The sequence below is a fragment of the Priestia sp. YIM B13552 genome (assembly GCF_042787775.1).
Classification (GTDB): domain Bacteria; phylum Bacillota; class Bacilli; order Bacillales; family Bacillaceae_H; genus Priestia; species Priestia megaterium_E.
The window spans coordinates 113,320-135,675 of record NZ_JBHZOU010000006.1; the positions used below are offsets into that span (position 1 = coordinate 113,320).

General features: G+C 38.0%; 22 protein-coding genes. 4 read left to right on the forward strand and 18 right to left on the reverse strand.

What is annotated here, in order from left to right:
* Positions 1-90: 90 nt before the first annotated feature.
* The 9 genes from ACFX40_RS21705 to ACFX40_RS21745 all read right to left on the reverse strand — a co-directional run bounded on the left by ACFX40_RS21705 (position 91) and on the right by ACFX40_RS21745 (position 5,663).
* Positions 91-432, reverse strand: coding sequence for a DUF1033 family protein (locus tag ACFX40_RS21705; RefSeq protein WP_013057574.1), 342 nt, complete (start codon positions 430-432; stop codon positions 91-93).
* 155 nt (positions 433-587) lie between these two features.
* Complete coding sequence (locus tag ACFX40_RS21710; RefSeq protein ID WP_050690561.1) at positions 588-821, reverse strand: hypothetical protein; 234 nt, start codon at positions 819-821, stop codon at positions 588-590.
* An 8-nt stretch (positions 822-829) separates the two neighbouring features.
* Positions 830-1,048, reverse strand: coding sequence for a spore germination protein (locus ACFX40_RS21715; RefSeq protein ID WP_013083687.1), 219 nt, complete (start codon positions 1,046-1,048; stop codon positions 830-832).
* A 109-nt stretch (positions 1,049-1,157) separates the two neighbouring features.
* Positions 1,158-1,679 (reverse strand): hypothetical protein, encoded by a 522-nt coding sequence (locus ACFX40_RS21720; RefSeq protein WP_028412881.1) that lies wholly within the window; start codon positions 1,677-1,679, stop codon positions 1,158-1,160.
* Positions 1,680-1,803: 124 nt separating this feature from the next.
* Positions 1,804-2,043 (reverse strand): YiaA/YiaB family inner membrane protein, encoded by a 240-nt coding sequence (locus tag ACFX40_RS21725; RefSeq protein WP_013057577.1) that lies wholly within the window; start codon positions 2,041-2,043, stop codon positions 1,804-1,806.
* A 278-nt stretch (positions 2,044-2,321) separates the two neighbouring features.
* Positions 2,322-2,522 (reverse strand): DUF6501 family protein, encoded by a 201-nt coding sequence (locus ACFX40_RS21730; RefSeq protein WP_013057578.1) that lies wholly within the window; start codon positions 2,520-2,522, stop codon positions 2,322-2,324.
* Positions 2,523-2,601: 79 nt separating this feature from the next.
* Complete coding sequence (locus ACFX40_RS21735; protein WP_028409054.1) at positions 2,602-3,375, reverse strand: alpha/beta hydrolase; 774 nt, start codon at positions 3,373-3,375, stop codon at positions 2,602-2,604.
* 121 nt (positions 3,376-3,496) lie between these two features.
* Positions 3,497-4,567 carry an FMNH2-dependent alkanesulfonate monooxygenase gene (gene ssuD, locus ACFX40_RS21740; protein ID WP_263034056.1) on the reverse strand — a complete coding sequence of 357 codons (1,071 nt, stop codon included), beginning with the start codon at positions 4,565-4,567 and terminating at the stop codon, positions 3,497-3,499.
* Between the two features lie 220 nt (positions 4,568-4,787).
* Positions 4,788-5,663 (reverse strand): STAS domain-containing protein, encoded by an 876-nt coding sequence (locus ACFX40_RS21745; protein WP_051421101.1) that lies wholly within the window; start codon positions 5,661-5,663, stop codon positions 4,788-4,790.
* 130 nt (positions 5,664-5,793) lie between these two features.
* Between ACFX40_RS21745 and corA the strand changes: the two genes are divergently transcribed.
* The 3 genes from corA to ACFX40_RS21760 all read left to right on the forward strand — a co-directional run bounded on the left by corA (position 5,794) and on the right by ACFX40_RS21760 (position 9,295).
* On the forward strand, positions 5,794-6,756 hold the full coding sequence (gene corA / locus ACFX40_RS21750; protein ID WP_028409056.1) for a magnesium/cobalt transporter CorA: 963 nt from the start codon (positions 5,794-5,796) through the stop codon (positions 6,754-6,756).
* 443 nt (positions 6,757-7,199) lie between these two features.
* Positions 7,200-8,477 carry a polyamine aminopropyltransferase gene (locus ACFX40_RS21755; protein WP_098332853.1) on the forward strand — a complete coding sequence of 426 codons (1,278 nt, stop codon included), beginning with the start codon at positions 7,200-7,202 and terminating at the stop codon, positions 8,475-8,477.
* An 83-nt stretch (positions 8,478-8,560) separates the two neighbouring features.
* Positions 8,561-9,295, forward strand: coding sequence for a polysaccharide deacetylase family protein (locus tag ACFX40_RS21760; RefSeq protein ID WP_051421103.1), 735 nt, complete (start codon positions 8,561-8,563; stop codon positions 9,293-9,295).
* Positions 9,296-9,323: 28 nt separating this feature from the next.
* Here the strand turns inward: ACFX40_RS21760 and ACFX40_RS21765 are convergent, their stop codons facing one another.
* The 7 genes from ACFX40_RS21765 to ACFX40_RS21795 all read right to left on the reverse strand — a co-directional run bounded on the left by ACFX40_RS21765 (position 9,324) and on the right by ACFX40_RS21795 (position 17,140).
* Positions 9,324-9,995, reverse strand: coding sequence for a DUF421 domain-containing protein (locus ACFX40_RS21765; RefSeq protein WP_013057585.1), 672 nt, complete (start codon positions 9,993-9,995; stop codon positions 9,324-9,326).
* 115 nt (positions 9,996-10,110) lie between these two features.
* Entirely contained in the window at positions 10,111-10,872 is a 762-nt protein-coding gene (locus ACFX40_RS21770) for a M15 family metallopeptidase (protein ID WP_377256292.1), read from the reverse strand.
* Positions 10,873-11,032: 160 nt separating this feature from the next.
* Positions 11,033-12,100, reverse strand: a complete 1,068-nt coding sequence (locus tag ACFX40_RS21775) for a TolB family protein (RefSeq protein WP_060746878.1) — start codon at positions 12,098-12,100, stop codon at positions 11,033-11,035.
* Positions 12,101-12,125: 25 nt separating this feature from the next.
* Positions 12,126-13,595, reverse strand: a complete 1,470-nt coding sequence (locus ACFX40_RS21780) for a sensor histidine kinase (protein WP_098334443.1) — start codon at positions 13,593-13,595, stop codon at positions 12,126-12,128.
* Entirely contained in the window at positions 13,592-14,284 is a 693-nt protein-coding gene (locus ACFX40_RS21785) for a response regulator transcription factor (RefSeq protein ID WP_060746916.1), read from the reverse strand. Before ACFX40_RS21785 ends, ACFX40_RS21780 begins: the two co-directional genes overlap by 4 nt.
* A 124-nt stretch (positions 14,285-14,408) precedes the next feature.
* Entirely contained in the window at positions 14,409-15,929 is a 1,521-nt protein-coding gene (locus ACFX40_RS21790) for an FAD-dependent monooxygenase (RefSeq protein WP_377256295.1), read from the reverse strand.
* A 35-nt stretch (positions 15,930-15,964) separates the two neighbouring features.
* Complete coding sequence (locus ACFX40_RS21795) at positions 15,965-17,140, reverse strand: YhgE/Pip domain-containing protein (protein WP_098334441.1); 1,176 nt, start codon at positions 17,138-17,140, stop codon at positions 15,965-15,967.
* Between the two features lie 198 nt (positions 17,141-17,338).
* Here ACFX40_RS21795 and ACFX40_RS21800 point away from each other — a divergent pair, with 198 nt between their 5' ends.
* Entirely contained in the window at positions 17,339-17,947 is a 609-nt protein-coding gene (locus ACFX40_RS21800; protein ID WP_060746882.1) for a TetR/AcrR family transcriptional regulator, read from the forward strand.
* A gap of 41 nt (positions 17,948-17,988) precedes the next feature.
* On the opposite strand, the gene odhB is transcribed toward ACFX40_RS21800, so the two are convergent.
* Entirely contained in the window at positions 17,989-19,284 is a 1,296-nt protein-coding gene (gene odhB / locus ACFX40_RS21805; protein ID WP_014459542.1) for a 2-oxoglutarate dehydrogenase complex dihydrolipoyllysine-residue succinyltransferase, read from the reverse strand.
* Between the two features lie 16 nt (positions 19,285-19,300).
* On the reverse strand, positions 19,301-22,162 hold the full coding sequence (sucA, locus tag ACFX40_RS21810; RefSeq protein WP_060746884.1) for a 2-oxoglutarate dehydrogenase E1 component: 2,862 nt from the start codon (positions 22,160-22,162) through the stop codon (positions 19,301-19,303).
* Positions 22,163-22,356: the final 194 nt, after the last annotated feature.

Below are 22,356 nucleotides of genomic sequence, written 5' to 3' on the forward strand. Positions count from 1 at the left end.
ACCCCTCCTTTTTGTTTCATCACCTATATGACGCTTGAGCGATTGAAATCGTTCATTTTTTATATAAAAAAAACGCCCCGCAGGACGTTTTTATTTAGTACGAAGCATTTTTAATCCTTCTTCATCTTCTTCTAATGAATAGACTTCATCGTTTTTAGCGAATAAAACACCATGGAAGATTTGAAGATCATCATCACAGGCTTCACAAAATTCCTTTTCGCCTTCGTTCCAAAAGCTAAAGAGCGCTAGTTCATCACTTCGCACGCTTGCGTATTTTTGATGAAATTCATAAATCATCATCGCGTAGTAGCGAAGCGCTTCTTCTTTTTTTTCAAATTCAATGGTCTCAATAATATCTTTTTCCCAGCCTTCTAAAAACAGCCAAGGTTCACAATCACTTTTTATTTTATGAACTCTCCATTTATCTGTCATGATAGAACATCTCCTTACTTACAGCTTACTTCTAAAATTTCTCTTTTCCTTATTATTCAGCAAAAATAACTTTGAATCAAGTAAAACGGAAAAAAACGCCTATTTTCAGGAAATAGACGCTAACAAGGTGGCTTAATCTGAACTTCTTTTTTATATTAATAATAGCTCCTTAAACTATAAGGAACTAAACTGCCCGTATAATACTGGGTAATGGGAGGGAAAACGCCTGCTGAAGGCGTGATTTTCCCCCACCAAGATGGTTTTTTGCCCCACCAGTTGTCCATCGCTCCATCAGGTGAAACGACAAATCCAATTGGACGTGCAAACGAAGGCATAAAATACGGATAGAACGAATACTGAAAAGGCGTATAGAAAGAAGAGTAAAACATCTCTTTCCTTATCCGTTTCCGAAGCCGTTTTGATCAGAACCATCGGGATCGAGCGTATTTGTATTAGAAAGTCCTGAATTTGTATTTACACAAATTCCTGTATTTGAAGACCCTGAACCTTGTGCAGTTTTACTGTTACTTTTTGGAGAAACATAGTACGTATCGCCAAACGTAACGACTCCTCCTGTAACGTTTGGAATCACTACATGATTAATAACAATCGGCATTATCCTCACCCTTTTTATTTTCATCGTGATGTAATATATGAACGATTTATCAAAAGGGTTATACATTAATGGATATAAATAAAAAATCCCCCTGCAGAGTGGGGTATTTTTACGCTTTTACCTCTTTTTTAGAATGACTTAATTCATCTCGCAGAATATCAAAATCTCGTTCTGCTACTTCTTCAATTTTAGTATACAATTCATTCTCTGTTAGAAGTCCTTTTTCTTCCAGTATTTCGACAAGAGCCTTAAACTTTATTCTAGATAAAAGCATTTCGTTTACCGTGCTCTCTGTTGGCCGTTCATTTTTCACTTGTTCTTTTTCTTTAACAGGTTCTTGCTGCAGCTTCACCCTGAAAACAATATTTGTATGATCGGTAATTTCAGGTGACTGATAAAATGTGCTGTGCGAAATGTTTTTTAGTGTTAGCGTTTCTTTTGTCTCCATATTTGTTACTTCAAAGTACGGATCCTCAAAAAATGCATCATATTTATCATAAGCTGCTTTGCCTACAACCGAAAAAGAAAAGTTTAGCCTTTTCAACTCTTCACCTGTATTCGCATCAGTAATCATTTTTTCTTCAAACATATCAACGTGAAAATTTACGTTATTAATCATTAGTTGTGTCAATTCAATCGCCTCCTTCTTTATTAATACGACACGGAGTGACAAGTTCCCTGTTTTTTTATATAAAAAAACATCTCCCAAAAATGGAGATGTTTTTCAAAGAGCTAGAAAAATGCTTTTTTCAGCTCTACAATTCTTCTTCTGCTTTGTCATATTTGCGTTCGTGCGCCGTATCTTCTTCGTTATCACGAATGGTTTTTTGAAGCACAAAAGCAGACATCGTTAAGTATAAAGTTCCAACGGCATAATAACCTTTTACCGGTAGTGATGCATCTAAGGTATAAATTCCTATAAACATAGCTAATAGTGCTGTAATAAAAGCTGTCCATGCTAAAAATGTAAAAGCTGCTGTATTACGCTTTTTCATCGTATGACCTCCTCTTTTCCTTTTTCTGTTAAGCGTCGCTTTCATTTTACATTGTAAAATAATTGTTGTCATGGGTATTTATAGTCAGTTACCCTTTTAATCAGAACAAGAAACGGAAGAATTTAGGTCTTACATCCTATTTTTATCATGAAGCTTTTTTTCGAAATGATGAGATATATGGAATTCTCTTTAAAAGTATGTTCATTCGTTTTCATTAAGAAAAGCTCCAGATAATTATTGCAATAAAAAAATCATCGCCGAGACGATGATTTTTTTGTTTAGCCTTCAAAGTATTCTTTATAAAAGCCGCCGACTTGGCCAGTGTTATCAACAACAAAATAAAATTCTTCTGTTTCGTTTTTTACATCATATGTTTTTCCTGCTGTTAAAACATTTTCAACCACGAATTTTTTTGCATCTGTATGTATGCATTTTACTTGTTTAATTGTTGGACGATCGTTCCATTCTAAATGAATCATGTATGTACACTCCTTTGTTTTCATTCAAGATTCATTTTATCTTACTTGAAGTAAAAAAGAAACGGAGCGAATTTAAAAATTAAAAAATTCGCTCATGCACTTTTTTTTTGGCAACTGTTGCTTGTACAAACTGTGCCGTTTGTGCAACAATTGTGTCTTTATCAAAATCCATCGACGCAACATGGTAAGAGTTTCGAAGCATGTGCTGTCTTTTTTCTGCTGATTGAATATGGTTTAAGATATAAGCTGAATTCTCAGGCGGTACTACGTTATCAACTGTTGATGTTAGTACTAAAGCCGGGCACGTTACATAAGATAAGCGTTCTTTTGTTTCGTCCATTAAAGAAAGCAGTTCACGCATAGAGCGCACTGGTACTTTATCGTACGTAATTTCATGTACGTTTGGATCTTTAATATCAGGATGATCTTCTTTTAAATAACGAGGCGTATGACGAGAGCGATAAGGCTCCATTGAAGGAATGGAAGTCATAGCCGGATTGATGGCAATAACTCCGTCAAGATCTAGTCCTTGGCTTGCTGTATGAAAGGTAAGAGTGCCTCCCATGGACTGACCTAAGATAAATACATGACGGCATTCTTGCTTCAAACGCTGATACCCATTTAAAAAGTCTTGCTTCCATTCCTGGTACGTTGTTTGTTCAATATCATAGTAGTGAGTACCATGTCCCGTTAGTCGCAAACCGTACACAGTAAAACCTTTTTCAGCTAATTCTTTTCCGATATATTCCATACTTTGAGGAGTCCCCATAAATCCATGAGAAACAAGTATACCAATGTCGTTGCCTTTATAATAAAAAGATTCTGCGCCTTGAATTACGTCATAACGTTCCATTTTCTTCACCCTTTACCACAAATTTTCTGACTAAATGAACTATCTTTATAATACACCTATAATTCCTATAAGTCAACTGGGTTATTTATTTTTTTACGATTCAAAAAGAAAGAAGCAAGAATTATCTCTTGCTTCTTTCTTTTTGAATATGTGGAAATACTAGCTCAGCAAACGTATATGCTTCTTCTAGATGCGGGTAGCCTGATAAAATAAACGTATCAATTCCTAGCTCTTTGTACTCTTTTAACCGATCCGCTACAATTTCAGGACTTCCCACAAGAGCAGTTCCGGCTCCTTCTCGTGCTAAGCCAATTCCCGCCCATAGATTCGGAGCGATTTCTAGTGCACCTCGATCTTTTGTGCCGCTGTGCAAATTTGACTGTGTTTTTTGGGCAGTGGAGTCAAATGACGCAAACTTATCTTGAAACGCTTTGATCGTATCATCATTAACATGTTTAATTAATTTATCTGCAGATTCCCACGCTTCGTCTTCTGATTCTCTTACAATAACGTGCAGGCGAATACCAAAGCGAATGTCCCTGCCTTCGCTTGCAGCTTTTTCTTTCATCTCATCAATTTTTGTTTTAATCACTGCGGGCGGCTCTCCCCATAACAAATATACATCTGCATGCTTTGCTCCTACTTCTTTTCCTGCTGGAGAAGACCCGCCAAAGTACAGCGGAGGATACGGTTTTTGGACAGGAGGCGATGGAATGTACGCGCCTGTTACATCAACATGTTCTCCTTTATAGTCCACTTTTTTTCCTTCCATTACATCTCGCCAAATCGTTAAAAATTCATCTGTTAACTCATAGCGTTTATCGTGGCTTAAATAGTTACCGTACGTTGCTTGCTCTACGGGATCTCCTCCCGTCACAATATTTAACATAAGTCGGCCGTTTGACATTTGATCGAATGTAGAAGCCATCCGTGCTGAAAGTGTTGGAGACATTACACCCGGGCGAAGTGCAATTAAAAACTTCAGTCGATTCGTAACGGAAGCAAGTGCCGACGCAATCACCCATGAATCTTCACAATTTGAACCAGTAGGCAACAAAGCGCCGTCATATCCTAGATAATCCAGTCCATGTGCGATTTGCTTTAAGTAGTGAATGTCGCTTATTCTGCTTCCTTCGGTTGTGCCTAGATAATGTCCGTCGCCTGCTGTAGGGAAAAACCATAAGATGTTCATTTCTATTTCCTCCTAAATATTCTCGTATTCTATATAAAGCGTTTTCATATTATTTGTTCAATTCTTGTCGGCTAATTACAGAGATGCATTTTTATATTAGCGTATGTAATACGACTCTTTTTATTTATTAAATTAGTAAAATCATAATACCTCTTTAACCTATATGTCAAGTATGAATTGAGATAAAAAAAACAAGAATTAAAAGTAATCCTTGTTTGCTTTATTTCCTCATACGTGAAGCCATCGCGTTAGCAAGGGTTGATTTTGTTGATATATTTTCAAAAGATAAACCTAAATGAGAAGCGGTAATCGCGATTTCAGGACGCACCCCAGAAATAGTTGATTCTACACCTATTAATTTTAATGCATCAATCAGCTGGAAAATCTGATGAGCAACCATCGTATCAACAATAACCACTCCTGAAATATCAATATAAAGGTGATTCACTTGCTGTTCAGCGCAGCGAGTTAACGTATTTTCTAAAATTCGGCGCGCTCTTGCTGTGTCGATATCCCCAACAAGCGGAAGAATTGCAATATGATCGCTTAATGGGATAACTGGCGAGCTCAGCTCATTGATCAGCTCTTTGTGTGCTTCAAGCAACCGCTTTGAATGCTGATGGTGCTCTTCTACAAATTTATAAACGGTAATATCAAACACGCGTACAATCAATTCGTTCCAGTCGTCTAGTTCTTCTTGCGTAATATCTTGCTCGTACTCTTCTACAAATTGATTTAAATACGTTAAATACTGTTTTCTAACTCGGAAAAATTCTCGAATAATATAATGAATAGGCGTTCTTACATGTTCTCCGTCTTCCGCAATCTTTAAAATCCACGTTTCAAATGAATCAAAAAATTCTTTTTCACTTTTTATAAATACATCGGCTATGTATAAATGAAATTCATTATTTTGACCTTTTAATACTGAAATGACTTCTGGATGAGTAGATGCATAAACCGATTCTGGGTCATTGTCTTCAATGCTTTCATACCATTCTTCCGTCAGTTGATCTGCATGTTTTAAAAAAAACATTCGAAGTGCTTCATTTTTATTCAAAACGATTCCCCTTTCCATACCAGCTATTACTATCATTATAATTCAACTTTTTCACCCTTACTAGTTTTATAAAAAGAGAAAAAAGAAAATTTTTTTTTTAAATACGTGCAATTTATGATTTTATGCTACATTGAAAATAGCTATAAAAACACAAAGGAGTTTTCAAATGATACGAACGTTAGCTCTTACGAACGATGACAAACTTGTGAAACATATACAATTAGATCAGATTCACGATCCCTCTATTCAGTACTATTGGATTGACTTTAACTGCCCTTCTGAAGAGGAAGCGCTGCTGCTTCAATCATCTTTTCACTTTCATCCATTAGCGATTGAAGATTGCTTTCATTTTCTGCAGCGTCCAAAACTCGATTATTATGAAGGATACAGTTTTTTTGTCCTTCATTCGTTAAATCGTCAAACGTTAGAAGCTGAAGAAGTTGACCTTTTTATCGGCGAAAATTATATCGTTACTTTTCATTTTCACCCGTCAGCTGCAATTGATAAAGTATGGGAAAAGTTGCTTCATACACCTTCGATTCAAGAAAAAGGGATAAGCTATCTTGCGTATTCTGTGATGGATAAAGTGGTAGATGAATATTTCCCCACTGTATATCAGATTGAAGATGAGCTGAATGATATAGAAAACATAGATGCAAAAAAATCCATCTCTGTTTTAATGGAAGATGTCTTCAAACTTCGAAGTGATTTGCTAAAAATCAGAAGAACCATTTTGCCTATGCGCGACTTATTGTACCGTGTTATAAATTCTGAACGCCTAGATGTTCATCCTGAACAAAAAAGGTATTTTAAAGATGTCTATGACCACTTATTAAAATTAGCCGATATGATTGAATCAAATCGGGAAATGACGTCTGATATGCGCGATAATTATCTTTCTCTTAATTCAAACCGGATGAATTCAATCATGATGACACTGACTGTTATTTCATCTATCTTTATTCCCCTTACCTTTATCGTTGGCGTATACGGAATGAATTTTAAAAATATGCCTGAGCTAAAGTGGCACTATGGCTATTTCTTTGTGCTTGGCTTCATGGGACTGATAACACTTGGATTAATTCTATGGTTCAAGCGAAAAGGCTGGTTTAATACTGATGAAGAGTAGAAAGATTGAGACATAACGAAATCAATCAAATGTAAAGACGAACAAATTGGATAAGTGAGCTAGTGCAGTCAATTTCCGCGCAAGACTTCGCTTTCCGTGGGGTGCTGGTGAGCCTCCTCTTCGCTTACGCTCCTGGGGGTCTCACCTGTTCCGCTTTTCCCGCAGGAGTCTTCGCTTTGCCTCTAATTAACAGTTATTACATACGGTAAATCTACGTTCACCATCACAATGAAAAAATCCGAACGAGTTGAATTCTCTATTAAGAATCTCGATTGACTGTTCGAATCTTCCTTCAGCGAAAATACGTCTGTCCCAGCTTCTTTTCTATAGGAAGATAACTAGTTATTTCCCGAAAATATCCACAAAATAACGTGCTTACGTTTCCTTTTTTGAAAAAGTTTCATAAGATAGTGAAAATAATGCTCAAAAAGGAGGCTGAAGTAGTGGATATTAAAGGCAAACACTTGCTAATGGATGCGTTCGAATGCGATGAAGTGATATTAAACGACCCCTCACTCTTAAGGAGAATTCTTGTTAAAGCTGCACTAGATGCAGAGATGGAAGTTTTGCACTGTTATTTTCACCAGTTTACGCCCCAAGGCATTACAGGCATTCTCGTATTAGCTACCTCTCACTTGTCTATTCATACGTGGCCGGAGGAAAATTACGCTTCATTAGATTTTTATACGTGCGGAGACAAAGAAATAATTGAAATTGGTTATGCGTTGCTGAAGCAATTAGCTTCAAAAAAAGCTGTTGTGTATTCGATTTCTCGCGGAATTCAACACGCCGAAACTTCAACAAAAAATTGTCAGCATGCTGAAAGCACTCGTCTTCTCAATCGTGGAGATGACTCAGATCACGTTAGTCTACAGCAGATTTTATCAGGCCAGCATGACATTTTGTTTCATCAAAAAAATCGTATTCAAGATATTCAGCTGATCAAAGCATCTGATATTCGAATGTATTTGGATGAACAGCTGCAATTTAGTTCATTGGATGAACATGCGTACCATGAAGCTCTTGTACACCCTATCTTTGCAGCTTCCTTAAATCCTCGCCGTATTCTTATTCTGGGAGGAGGAGATGGTTTAGCTTTACGAGAAGTTCTTAAATATAAAGAAGTTAAAGAAATAGAACTTGTAGAAATAGATGCTGACGTTGTAAATGCTGCCATGAATGTAGAAGAATTAAAGAAGTTAAATCAACGCTCATTTCAAGATTCTCGTGTCACCGTTCATATTCAAGATGCTGTTGACTACCTCTCTTTGAATTCAGCGTGTTATGATATTATCATTATCGATTTTCCTGATCCTACTAACAAAAAAATAAGTGCTCTTTATACAAAAGAATTTTACGCACTTCTCCAACGTTCACTATCGCACAGCGGCTTGGTCGTGTGTCAGTCAAATTCTCCCAGAGACACACCTATCGTTTTTTGGAGCATTAATAAGACGATGAAAGCTTCTCAGTTTTATACGTTGAGCTACCACACCATTATTCCTTCTTTTGGAGATTGGGGTTTTCACATCGGTTCGAAAACACCTTTGTCTGCCCCTATACTCTCTACTGATGTTTCATCTACTACGCTGCCATCAGACTTTACTAAGCTAATGCGTTTTTCTCCCCATTCTCTTTCTAAGAAACAGTTTGCAGTTGTGAACACTGCCGAGCATTTGGTTCTGCATAAAATATTTAAAAAAGAAGGCTTATATTTGTAAAAAAGAAAGCTTTGCTTATACATTCCTTTTGTTTTGACATACTAAAACAGTCTCGTTACCACTGTGCAACAGAAAGGATTGTTATGAGAAAAATTTCGGTTTTTGTTATCTTAGTGCTAACTGTTATTTTCCCTTCCCCCGCTTTTAGCCAAGTGAAAGTGCCTGTCTTGATTTACCATTCTATTGATGCCTACACAGGCCACGGGGAAAAAGAACTGTATGTGACGCCTGAAAATTTTGAGAAACAACTTCTTTATCTTAAAAAGCAAGGATATACGCCGCTAACATTTGAAAAGTGGCAGGAAGTAAAGCGTGTGAAAAAACCTATATTTATTACATTTGACGATGGTTATAAAAATAATCTTACTATCTTGCCTATTTTTCAAAGAGCAGCCAGCCCTCAATTTCATCCAGCGGCTACAATTTTTGTGATTTCAGATTTTATCGGCCGTCCCAACCGTTTGTCGCCAGCGGATTTAAAAAAATTTGTTGATTCAGGATTTTTTTCTATTCAGTCTCATACCGCTACTCATCCGGATTTAACTAAGACGAAAAATTTATCCTATGAGCTAGCTGATTCAAAACGAAAAATTGAAGCCATTACGAGCCAGCCCGTTATTGCTCTTGCTTACCCCTATGGCAAGGTTAATAGCCGCGTAGTGGAAGAAACAAAAAAGAATTATACATTTGGTCTTTCAACAATTCCAAAATTTTTCACTGAGAGCGGACAAAAGGATGAAAACTATCTTATTCCCCGTCTGTACGTCACCTATTCTACAACGATTGAAGATTTTGCTAAGCTATTAAAAGAAAGCTAAAAACCCTTTCCTTAAAAGGAAAGGGTTTTTAGAATTTTGTTATTTCTAGTCCTCGCTCTTGCTGCCATTCAGCATAAAAAACTTCGCTGTATTTTTTAATTTTCTTGATTGCAAGCTGTTTTTTTAACCATTTTTCATCTACGTTTGCTTCTTTCAAATTACCAGGCACTACTTTTCCATCCATGATTAACGCAATAGGTAAATTGGTTTGAGAATAAGGGATGTTTAAATCATTTTTCGTCGGAGGGCCGAATTCGTGTTTAGGAGCGACGCTCACCTCTCCATTTGTTTCTAAAATGACATATTCTGCTTCATACAGTGAAAAATACCCTTGCTGTCTCATTAGATGCTGAAGCTGATTTAAGTCCAAGTTGTTTTTCTTAAGCTCTTTATAAAGGATTTTCCCTTTATAAATAATCATTGAAGGCTTTCCTTCAAGAATTCCTCTAAACCCTGTAAAGGTTTGAGATAGCTTCGTCACTGCATAGATCAGAAGCCCCCAAATCAAAACGCTGTAAAGAATTTCAGTTAACTCTACTCCTTTTTCAAGAGCCGCATCCCCCACAATATTTCCCAGGACAAGCGTGGTAATAAAGTCAAACGGAGTGATTTGAGCAAACTGCGTCTTACCTAAAAGCTTCAGCATAATAAATAGCGCTAAAAATCCACATATCAGTTCAATCGCAATATCTTTATACATTGATACCCTTCCTCTATAGCAAGCATGTTATAGTATCAGTTTGTATCATATGTGAGAGTGATAAACCTGACTTTTCATTTTTCTTTCCTTTGTTCTCCAGTTATAGAACTTTTGATTAAGCTTTTTTCTTACTTGCATAGGTTTCTAACGTTGCATATTGATTAAAGATGGATGCGGCTGCTTTTTTCCCTACATATCTAAGGTGCCATGGTTCGTATTTATAGCCGGTAACCTGCTCTTCACCTTCAGGATATCGAATAATGAATCCGTATTGATAGGCATTTTTTGAAAGCCAATGAGCCTCTGGTGTATCAGCGAAGCAGTCTGCTGCAGCACACATTCCACTTCCTCCCGTGACATCGATTGCTAGTCCCGTTTCGTGTTCACTTGTTCCAGGATAGGCGCTATATGTGCGTGCTTGTTCTTCACCGTCTCGCTTTGCATAAAATGCAAAAAGCTCTTTTTGACGCTCGTGAGATCGATAACCGGATACACCAAGTAAGCTGATTCCCTCTTTTTCAGCATCTCGGAAAAGTTCTTCAAGCACTTGTGCCGCAGGTTTTCTAAGCATTCGTTTTTCTATTTTTTCGTTAAAGATAAACGGAACGTCGGCATAGACTAAATCAGAAGGCTGATAGGATTCAGGAAGCTGATGTATTTTATTAACTAAAGCCGTAACCGATTCTGGATTGGCTATTACCACTGTTTCGTCTACATTAGATTTCGTTAAAGATGAAGAAGCTGATGAGCTTTCTAGTTTTTGAGGCTGTCCATTTTTTGTGAATTCTCTGGCAGGCTTTGATGAAGAATTGCTTGTGCCGCACCCTGCTATCATCAGCGTAAAAGCTAAAGAACAAATAAATAAAAAGTATTTCATGATGTCTTACTCCTTTCAAACGGCTTTTGATGTACTACAAAAGCCTATAAAGAAAGGATAAAATATAAATGTTTCTGTCTGTTATTCAGTTGTTTCAAACTTGTAAACACTCTAAAAAAAATGAAGGTGTAAAAAAATAGAAATAGACTGCCTAAGCAGTCTATTTCAAAAAGATAATATACGTATGAACTTGATTTTGCGTAAAGCTCGATGCAACTAGTTTATGTCCTGATTGACTCCAAGCAAGCTGATCAGCGGCATAGTCCAAATTTACGTTTAAGTGTGTAACATCTCCTGTTAATCCATCTGCTATGAATATCCCTTTATCTCCCTCTTTTTCAGAAATAAAGTTATAGGCTAATTTCGAACCGTCGGGAGACCAGCTTACGCCAAAAATTTGAGTGGACAAAGCAAGCTGAAAGGCCTCTGATCCTTTTAAATCTGTGATAGACAGTGTTCTCGTTTGGGCATCTTTTTGCTGCACGAGCGCTAATTGTTTTCCGTTTGGAGACGGGATAATAGAAACCACATTATCTCGGATTTTTTCAGGATCCGTCTGTTCGTTATGAAGAAAAAAAAGCTGGTTGTTTACACCAATATAATAAATGCCACCTATTCCTTTAACTGCATCTAAGATTCGATCGTCTCTGTGCAACAGAGGTTTTGCTTCTCCTTTTACATTTGCTTTAGAAAGCTTTCCTTCCATTGTAATAAACATTACTTCTGAGTTATTAAGCCACTCTCCGCTTGATGGATAGAGAAGAACATTCTTTATTTTAACCGTTTTTTTTGTTTGAAGGTTCATTATATAACCAAATGTATCTTCGCCTTTTGCTACTTTATAAAAAAGATATTCACCATTCGGAGAAAGCTTCGCCGCATGTTGAATTTCATTGCTTGGATGCAACACAAAAGTAGACTTGTTTTTTAGATTATAAGTAGCTAAATTCTGTGCATATACCTCTTTGGGACCGAAATCGTGCGAACGAAATTGTTTATTTTCTTTACTAACAATCATTGTGTTTTCATTTAAAAATTGAAACGCCCTTACGCCGTTAATATCCTGAACGTCTTTCACTTCTACTTTTCCATCTTTATCTACTTGGTCCAATACAGTAATTTTCTTGTCGGGTTTTTCAACGGTTTCTCTATGGCTTTCTTCTTGTCCGCATGATGTTAAAATAAGAAAAGTGCTTGCTATACATATCATTAATCTATACCGTTTCAATAACGGTTCACTCCTTTTAGCTAACTCATTTCTCTTTTTTTAAAGGAAACGAAACTTTGAAAATCGTCCATTTAGAGTCAGAATGATGCAGCTTGATAACACCTTTTTGTTTTTCAGTTAAATCTTTGGCTAATGCTAAGCCAAGACCTGTACCTCCGGATAAACGCGACCGATCTTTATTTACGGTGAAAAATGGTTGAAATAATTTCTCTTCTGCTTCGGGTGGAATTCCTATTCCGGTGTTAGCTACATCCACAATAATAGAATTTTCTAAAGTGTAAGACGCTACTTCCACTCTTCCGCCTGGTTCATTATATTTAATAGCATTGTCAATTAAATTGATAAAAATGTGTATTAAGCTTTCACGATCAGCCCAAACAACTGCTTCTTTGATATTTGTATGAAGAGTCAAATCAAATTTAGCTGCTTTTCCTTTCATACGACCGCATATGTCTTCTAGAAGCCGCTTCAATTCAACTTGCTCTGGCCGCTGCTCGAAATCATATTTCTCAAGTGCTGACAGCTTTAAGATTTTATCTACCATTTCATGAAGGCGATTCGTTTCTTTACGAATATTCTGCACGCCGTCTTCCATAAGCTGAGGATCATCTCGATACATATCAAGTAAGTCAACATAAGCTTTGATCGATGTTAAAGGCGTCTTAAATTCGTGGCTGATGTTACCGATAAACTGCTTTTGCTGCTGTTCAAGAGACTGCAGTTTCGAAATAGCAAACTCAAGCTTTCTTTTTTCTTCATTCATTTGATCGATATTTTTTTCAATCGACGTACTCATAAAAAACAAGCCTTGACTAAGCTCTCCAAGTTCATCGCGTCGTTTGAACGGCACATCAGTTAAATAATGGCCTTTTCGAATCTGCTGTGAAGTTTTTTGAAGCGTAGCGATGAGCGAAGCAATGCGGTAAAAATAAGCGTAGCCAATTAAAAAAGCTGCTGCTGCTGCAATCGTTCCTCCCATACGAAATAAGTGCCTAATGTCAGCTATAAACTGCTGATTATTTTTTAGGGAATGGTCAAAACGAATGGCTCCAATAAATTGATTATCGATTGACACAGGTGCGAAGTAAATAAGGGAAGAACCTGAAATTTGATAGGCTATTTTTCCTTTCAAAGCATAGCTAAGCGTATCAGAAACATCCACATCTTTTTGGCCGATGGGAATAGAGCTTCCTGCTTCCTGTCCTTTTTGATTATATAGGACTGTTTGCATTCCGCTTTGTGATGCAATGGAAGATGCAAGGCGCTGTCCTTTTTGCTGAAGAAAAGAATCTGTATTCAGAGACGGGTCACCGGTTACATAACTTTGATGAATCGTCTGCTCGGCTGCTTTGCTTTTTTGAATAAGTTCACTTTCTAGCTGATCACGCTGATTTGTCTCAATTCCTTTTAACACAAGTACGCTCAGTACGGTTACTGTTAAAATAATTAAAAAAGCCAGAACGAGCCCCATCTTAGCTTTTAGGCTGATTTTCATTCATTGATCCCTGCTGTCGCTTTATATCCAACCCCGTATACCGTTTGAAGCAAATAAGGTTCTGCTTCTCCTACTTTTTTTCGAAGGCGCTGCATGTGAATGTCTACTGTACGTGTACCGCCTGCATAATCCATTCCCCAGACAAGATCTAGTAAATCTTCTCGTGTGTACACTCTCTCTAAATTGGCAAGTAATAAAGCAATAAGATCAAACTCCTTTGGTGTAAGCTTAACTAACTCATTGGCAACATGTAACGTGCGCTGAATTAAGTTCACCTTCACTTTTCCCACCGTGATTTCCCCCACAGCTTCAGGAACTTCATTTTTTTCTATTCGCCGAACAAGTGCTTTAGCTCTAGCTACAAGTTCTCTTACGTCAAACGGCTTGGTCATATAATCATCTGCGCCTAACTCTAAGCCTAGAACTTTATCGACAATATCGTTTTTAACCGTTAACAAGATAATACCCATTCCTCTTCGATTCTCAAGTTTTCGGCATACTTCATAGCCGGTTAATTTTGGCATCATCACATCTAATATCATCACGTCAGGTCGAAAGCTTTTTACTTTTTCAAGTGCTTCTTCACCGTCAGATGCTGTGTCTACAATATATCCTTCGCGCTTGAAAGCATAGGATACCGCTGTAGCAATACTTTTTTCATCATCAACTACTAAAATCTTTTTATTCAATGTATCACGTACTTTCATTTGATATTTCTATTCGTCTATCTTATCAAACAGCTTTCCCAAAAACATCTCCAAGTTGTTTCGAAATTGTAAACAAAAATAAAAACACCATATAAGATGGCGTTTTTTAGATCGAATCTTCATTTGTAAAAGGAAGGATTTTATTCGTATTCAAATATTGATGAAGCAGATCTATACGCTGCTCGCTGCTAATAAAACCAATGTATCCATCCGGTCTAATAACGTATAGAGCATCTTTTTGAAGCCCTGCTTTCTTCAAGTAAGGGTTCCAAGAAAACTCGTGCAAGGAGAAATCCTTTTCTTGCATGCTCTTTTTTAGCTTCTCTTCTGCTGTGCCATAGACATGTATTTGCCAGTTTAAAGACTGTAAAGATTCAAAATTCCCTTCTACATAAGGTAATCTATCACCACTTTGCACATTTGTCCCTTGCCCGCTGCTTAGGTCACTATTTCGATACTTAATGCGGATTTGAGATAAAATCGTAAATGCTTTGTGACGGGGATAAGGGAAACGAAATAAAAAGGATAGTACAGGCGGAAAGATATGCTTTCTAAAAAATTGACTCGTTTTATCTCTTGCCACCATTCGCTTAAAAGCGCGATCAGTTGTATTTACAAGCAGCTCTGCAAAAGGCAACCTTTCTTCTTCGTATGTATCTAATATGGAAAGTGCCGCTTTGCGTTGAAGGACAGCTGCTAATTTCCATGAAAGGTTGATTGCATCTCCAATTCCTGTGTTCATTCCTTGTCCGCCTGCAGGACTATGAATATGGGCTGCGTCTCCACTTAGAAAAATACGCCCCTGTCGGAAACGACTTGCTACTCTGTGATGGATATGATATGTCGAGAACCAATTTATACCCTCAACCTGAGTACCAAATGTTCGTTGAATAAAAGCGTGAATGTTTTCAGCTTTTACATCGTTTTGACCCCCAAAAGCTGAAGGAATAATGCCGATCATTCGATACGTTCCTTTACTTCTAACAGGCATACAAATCAAAAATTCTTCATTGCTAAATGAAATACTGATTTTTTGATCCTTCATCACTTCACCAGAGCCGTAAACATCCATCACATAAAAATGCTGTTTATATTTTTCTCCTTTAAACTCTATATTCATTTGCTTGCGAACTGTACTGTGCGCTCCGTCACATCCACAAATATACTTAAAATAAGCGGTTTCCTCTTGCTGGGCTTTTAATAAAGTTTTTACCCCTTCTCCGTGTTCAGCTAGAGATAGTAACTCCGTCTTCCATTCTACTTCAATTCCAAGATTTTTTAATTTTTCAAGCAGAAAGCGCTCGTGGTCGTCCTGTGGAAATGTAAGAACAAAAGGAAAAGGACTTAATCCTTCTCCTAAAGACCCTAGATGAACTTTTGCTTTTATTTTATTCTTTACTCGGACGTATACATCTTTCATCTTAATCCCGCGGTCTATGACTTCATCTGCAAAACCGAACTGCTGATAAAATTCAAGCGTTCGCGGTAAAATAGCCATTGCCCGGGAGGCTTGCCCAGGCCCGTCGCTTTTATCAATAATTCGAAAAGGAATGTTATGTCTGGCTAAATTGTAGGCCATAACGAGGCCAGTAGGGCCGGCACCAACGATTAGGATTTGTGGATTCATCATCATCTCTCCTTTTCATTCAGTTACAGTATTTTTTATATGGAGCGAGACTTCTCTTTTTTCACAGAAGATGCAGGTAAAGCAGAAGCAAACAGAGCACACAAACTTATTAAAGAGATAAGAGCTAGAGCAGATACAGAACGATTCCATGTCAGATGTTCTCCAAAGAAAAATAATTCTCTTACGCCATCTACCATAAATCTCATTGGCAGCCATGGATAAATCCACTCTCTATAAAAATCAGGCATAATTTCTGGGGCCATTGAAAGCAAAGGTGCGCCAAAAAATAGAATAATAACGAAAATTGGAAGTCCCTTTAGTCCTAGCCATGAAAGTACGGCTGATATTAAGGTGAAAAAGCTGAAGTAAGCAATAGCTAAGAATAGTGCCGTATCCAAAAATGAAGGAACGCTTATTCCAACTACTTCAGCCAGCCACACTAGCCCGAAACCAGCAGCTAAAGCAAGTATAGCCCCGATGATGACGAACCCTACTTGGTTAACGAGTTTCTCTTTACGAGAAGAAAACGTGACTTTTTGAATGCTGAGGAAGACCATTGCAGCACCGGCTATACTTGCCATCCACAGCGGCTGAAATAATGAAACGGGGGCATTTCCGTTGACACTATGAGTCCCTGTTTCGTTTACGTTTATCACTGTCTTTTGAATCGGTGCAGCGAGTGCTAATGCTTGGCTTGCACTTAGTTGCGTTCCGTTTTGTTCAAATCTTTTCACTAGCTGCAAGCGCATATTTTCATTCATCTTATCGACTGTCCCGTTTAGCACCTGACTTGCTAGTGTTGAAGCAGCTGTATTCATTCCTTGATTCACTAATAATCTAATAGCAGGTGCATCAGGCTTAGCCGTCTGAAGAGTCGCCTGTTTTTTTGTGAAATCTTTTGGAATGATAAGCGCCCCGTAGTATCGTTGATTATTTAACCCTTTTTCAACTTCTTTAGTATTTGAGACAAAGATCCATTTAACCGAAGACTGTTCGGTACTTGCCCCTTTCGTATTTTGTTCGATTTGATTCCCTATATTTACATTACCCTTTGCTGGAACTGTCATTCCTTCGTCAGCATTTACGAATGCGATTGGCAAATTCTTAGGTGCTGAGCTTGCCGAAGGAATTAAGGTTAGAATAAAGATAAAAATAACAGCTACTACTATAATTGGTGAAAAATATATAAGCTTTTGATTCCCTAATTTCATATAGATCTCTCCTTTTTGTTTTAAGGATATACACGTTAACGAAAAGATAATGTACATAGTGTTGATTAGTGATCACTATGTAAATTATAATGAATTTACCTGTATTCTCAATATGCAATAATAGCGGGAATGTCGATTACTTAACACAAAGCATATAACTGTTCATTATTAAAGAAAAAAGTAGGTGTTTTAAAAGCTGTGGGGAATTCAAAAACAGATCGCAGAATTATTCGAACGAAAAGATTTATCCGAGATGCTTTGACAGAATTAATGGAAGAGAAAGGGTTTGAAGGCGTAACGGTCAGGGATTTGACGAAAAAAGCGGATATTAATCGCGGAACTTTTTATTTACACTACCAAGATAAATACGACTTGCTTGAAAAAAGCGAAAATGAAGTCATTCAAGAGATAAAAGAATTTATCAAAAAGGCAAATCCCAATGAGATTGTGTCTGCTAATTTAAAAGAACAGCCTTTGCCGTTTATTATTACACTTTTTGAATATATTCAAGAAAATGCACGTTTTATGCAGGTTATGCTTGGTCCAAAAGGCAACCCTGGCTTTCATCTTAAAATTAAAGAAGTTATGAAAACCAATATGCTGGAAAAATTAGAGCTCATTGATAATAAAACGCCTCCGCTTGTTCCACTTGAACATTTAATGTCTTACGTAACGTCAGCACATCTTGGAGTTATTCAGCACTGGTTAGAACAAGGTATGAAGCAATCACCGCGAGAAATGGCCCTGACACTCTCTAGCATGACGTTTTTGGGTCCTGCTTATGTCGCAGGCATTAAGCGAACATAAAAGAACCTGCTATTCTCCGAGAGAATAGCAGGTTCTTTTTATCAACCTTCTAGTAATAAAGATTCTGGATCTTCTAATAGTTCTTTAACAGTAGCTAGGAAGCTTACGGCTTCTTTGCCGTCAACGATACGGTGATCGTAAGAAAGTGCAATGTACATCATCGGACGATTTTCGATACGCTCTTCATCAATTGCTACCGGACGAAGCTGAACTTTATGCATTCCTAAAATACCAACTTGAGGCCCGTTTAAAATTGGTGTAGACATTAATGAACCGAATACGCCGCCGTTTGTAATTGTGAACGTTCCACCTTGTAAATCTTTTAATGCTAATTTGTTGTCGCGCGCTTTTTTCGCTAAATCAACGATAGATCCTTCGATACCAGCGAATGTTTTGCGGTCAGCATCACGTACAACTGGAACAACAAGACCGTCTGGAGCTGACACAGCAATACCGATATCATAGAATTTTTTAATTAATAACTCGTTTCCTTGAATTTCAGCATTTAATAATGGATACTTTTTAAGTGCTGCTACTACTGCTTTTGTAAAGAACGACATAAAGCCAAGTCTTACGTCGTGCTGTTCAAAGAATTTGTCTTTGCGTCGTTTGCGAAGAGCCATAACAGCAGTCATGTCTACTTCGTTAAACGTTGTTAGCATAGCCGCTGTTTGCTGAACTTCAACAAGACGTTTGGCAATTGTTTGACGACGACGTGACATACGTTCGCGTTCAACAGGTTTATCGCTATTTTCACTTGCCGCTGGAGACGGAGATACCGGGTTAGCTGGCTTACTTGCTTGTGCCTGCTGCTTTTGCTCATTTGATTTTTGGTCTGCATACGAATCAATATCATGTTTGCGCACACGGCCAAGAGGATCAGTAGTTGGCACTTGATCTAGCTTAATTCCGCGTTCTCTTGCTGCTTTGCGAGCTGCAGGAGAAGCAATTAGCCATTGTTTTTGATTTCCTTGCTGAGGCGCTTCAGCTGCTGGCGCTACTTCTTCAACAGTTTTTTGCTGAGCTGGAGCCGCTTCTTGCTTTGGTGCTTCCTCTGCTGGTTTTTCTTCAGCTTTTGGTGCTGCTGGTGCTGAAGCTCCTTCTTTCGCTTCAAGACGTGCAATTGTTTCACCAACTTGCACTGTATCACCTTCGCCAGCAAGAAGTTCCGTTAGTACACCAGAGTCTTCAGCTGTAATTTCAACGTTAACTTTATCTGTTTCAAGTTCAACGATATAATCGCCTTTTTCAACGAAATCTCCTACTTGTTTTAGCCACTGTGCAACTGTTCCTTCAGAAATTGATTCTGCTAATTCCGGTACTTTAATCTCTCCCATGGTTCATTCCCCTTCCTTATCGTGTAACAACGTCGTTAGCAATTTCATTTTTAGTTAATGCATCTTGTAAAATACGTTCTTGTTCTTGTCTGTGAACTGTTGGATCTCCTTCAGCTGGACTTGAGCGTCTTGTGCGGCCGATGTAGTCAACCGTAGCTCCTTCTGGTGCTACTTCACGCAGTCGATCTTCTACATAGTTCCATGCGCCCATGTTTTCCGGCTCTTCTTGTAACCAGACAATCTCTTTTAAATTTTTATAGCGAGCAAAGATTTCAGCAATTACGCGTCTTGGGAACGGATAAATTTGTTCTAGACGAAGGACGTGTAGCCAATCTTTATCATCTTCTGCTTTGTTTAAGCGTTCCGTTAATTCACTGCTGATTTTTCCGCTGCACAGAACGATTCGTTCAACTGCATCTTCTTTTTTACCTAATCCAGGCTGTTCTACTACTAAGCGGAAAGAGCCTTTTGTAAACTCTTCAAGGTTTGACACACTAAAAGCATTACGAAGCAAACTTTTTGGTGTCATAACTACTAGCGGTCTTACTTCTTCGCGCTGTAAAATGGCAGCTTGTCGTCGAAGTAAGTGGAAGTATTGTGCAGCGCTTGTTACGTTTGCGATTGTCCAGTTGTTTTCACCAGCTAGCTGTAAATAACGTTCTAGACGAGCGCTTGAGTGTTCTGGTCCTTGACCTTCATGGCCGTGTGGCAGCAATAAGACCATTCCAGATTTTTGTCCCCACTTAGCACGGCCTGCGGCAATAAACTGGTCAATAATAACTTGACCTGCATTGGCAAAATCACCGAACTGTGCTTCCCAAAGAACAAGCGTTTCAGGAGCAAATACATTATAGCCGTATTCAAATCCAAGAACGGATCCTTCTGATAATGGACTGTTACGAATATCAAAGGAAGCGCTTACGTTCTTCATTGCGTGTAGTGGTGAGTAAACATCCCCTGTCTTATGATCATGAAGAACAAGATGTCTATGTGCAAACGTACCACGTTCAGAATCCTGGCCTGTAATACGAATTGGCGTGCCGTCTCTTAAAATCGTAGCGAATGCAAATGCCTCACCCAATGACCAATCTACGCTTTCATTTTCTTCAAACGCTTTGGCACGTTTAGATAAGATGCGATCAAGTTTTGGAAATACGTTAAATCCTTCAGGGTATTTCACTAGCTCTTGATTCACTTCAAACAGCTCTTCTTTTGTAACAGATGTATCAATATCTGAAATTCCTTTGAAGACTGCTTGTGGCATTTCCATAATTCTATGTTGCTTTTCAGCTTTTGGCGGTACTTTCTCATAAGCTGCTTTTAACTTCGCTTGTAACTCTTCATTAATTTGATCTGCTTGGCCGCTTTGAATCACGTTTTGTTCTTCAAGCTGCTTTGCATACATAGCACGAACTGTTGGACGTTTTGTCACAATTTCATACATCTTCGGCTGCGTTACAGACGGTTCATCCATTTCATTGTGGCCAAATCGACGGTATCCAATTAAATCAATCAAGAAATCTTTGTTAAAACGTCTGCGATACTCATAAGCAAAGTAAGCAGCAGCTAGACAGGCTTCCGGATCATCCGCATTTACGTGAACAATTGGAATTTCAAATCCTTTTGCTAAATCACTTGCATATTTCGTTGAACGAGAATCGACGCTTTCTGTTGTAAATCCAATCATGTTGTTAGCAATAATGTGGATTGTTCCACCTGTTTGATAACCAGTCAATTGATTTAAGTTCAGCGTTTCTTGTACTATACCTTCACCAGGGAACGCAGCATCTCCGTGAATTAAAATCGCGAACGATTTTTTTACATCTTGTGTTGGGTATCCATTCACATCACGCTCATCTTGAGCTGCTCTTGTAAACCCTTCCACAACCGGATTAACAAACTCCAAGTGACTAGGGTTGCTAGCCAATGTCAAACGAGCTCGAACTGTGTTCTCTGCTTTAATTTGTTTGTCGGCACCCAGGTGATATTTTACGTCTCCCGTCCAGCCGTAGTTGATACCGATTGAACCTTCTGAAGGAACTAATTCCTTGTTAGGTGCATGCTGGAATTCTGCAAAAATCATTTCATAAGGCTTGCCTAATACGTGTGCTAATACATTTAAGCGTCCACGGTGAGCCATACCGATATTAACCGTTTTTGGGCTTGTTTCCACTGAGCGTGCAATCAGTTCATCTACAAGTGGAATTAACATATCTACGCCTTCAATAGAAAAGCGTTTTTGTCCGACAAATGTACGGTGTAAAAATTGTTCAAAGCCTTCTACTTCTGTTAAACGCTTTAATACAGAAGTTCTTTTCTCATTTGAAAGAGGTTGGAAAATAGCACCTGACTCGACCATATCAGTCAGCCACTTATTCTCTTCCATGTTATGTACGTGATGGAATTCAAACGCAATGGTTTTTGTGTAGACATCTGTTAAATAGTTAATTGCATCTAAACCATTTTTGACGTGTGATGGCGCATTCGTACATAAAATATCAACCGGAATTGATTTTAAATCTTCTTGCGTTAAATTGTAATCTTCCAAGTGAAGCAAGACAGGATCTTTCTTCTCGCTTTCAAGAGGCTTAATTGATGCGTATAGATGACCATAAGCACGGATATTTTCCGCTAGCTTAATAGCCGATGCAATTTTAGATGTGTTAGCTGAAGGTGCAGCCTGTGCGTATTCAGCTTGCTGAACCTGCTCACTTTCGTTTAATGGAGGAGCACCCCAATAATCAAATAATTCTTTTAACTCTGGATCTACTAGATCTGACTGCTCTTCATATAACTCATACTGTTCTAATACATAGCCATAGTTCGGACCCAAAAATCCTTGCCAAGGCTCCCCTCTATTCGACGTTTCGTTACCCATGATAAAACCCCCAACGAGTTATAATAATTGTCGTACTCAACAATCTTTCCATTTTGAATGTCGATTACCTTATCGTCTGACATCTTTACAACGAGTGATAAATCTCACTGCGTGTGTATCTGATATCTGCTTATATTTTACCACTCTTTTACTCGTCAATCAAAATGAAATCGCTATATTTCTTTAATTTTTTT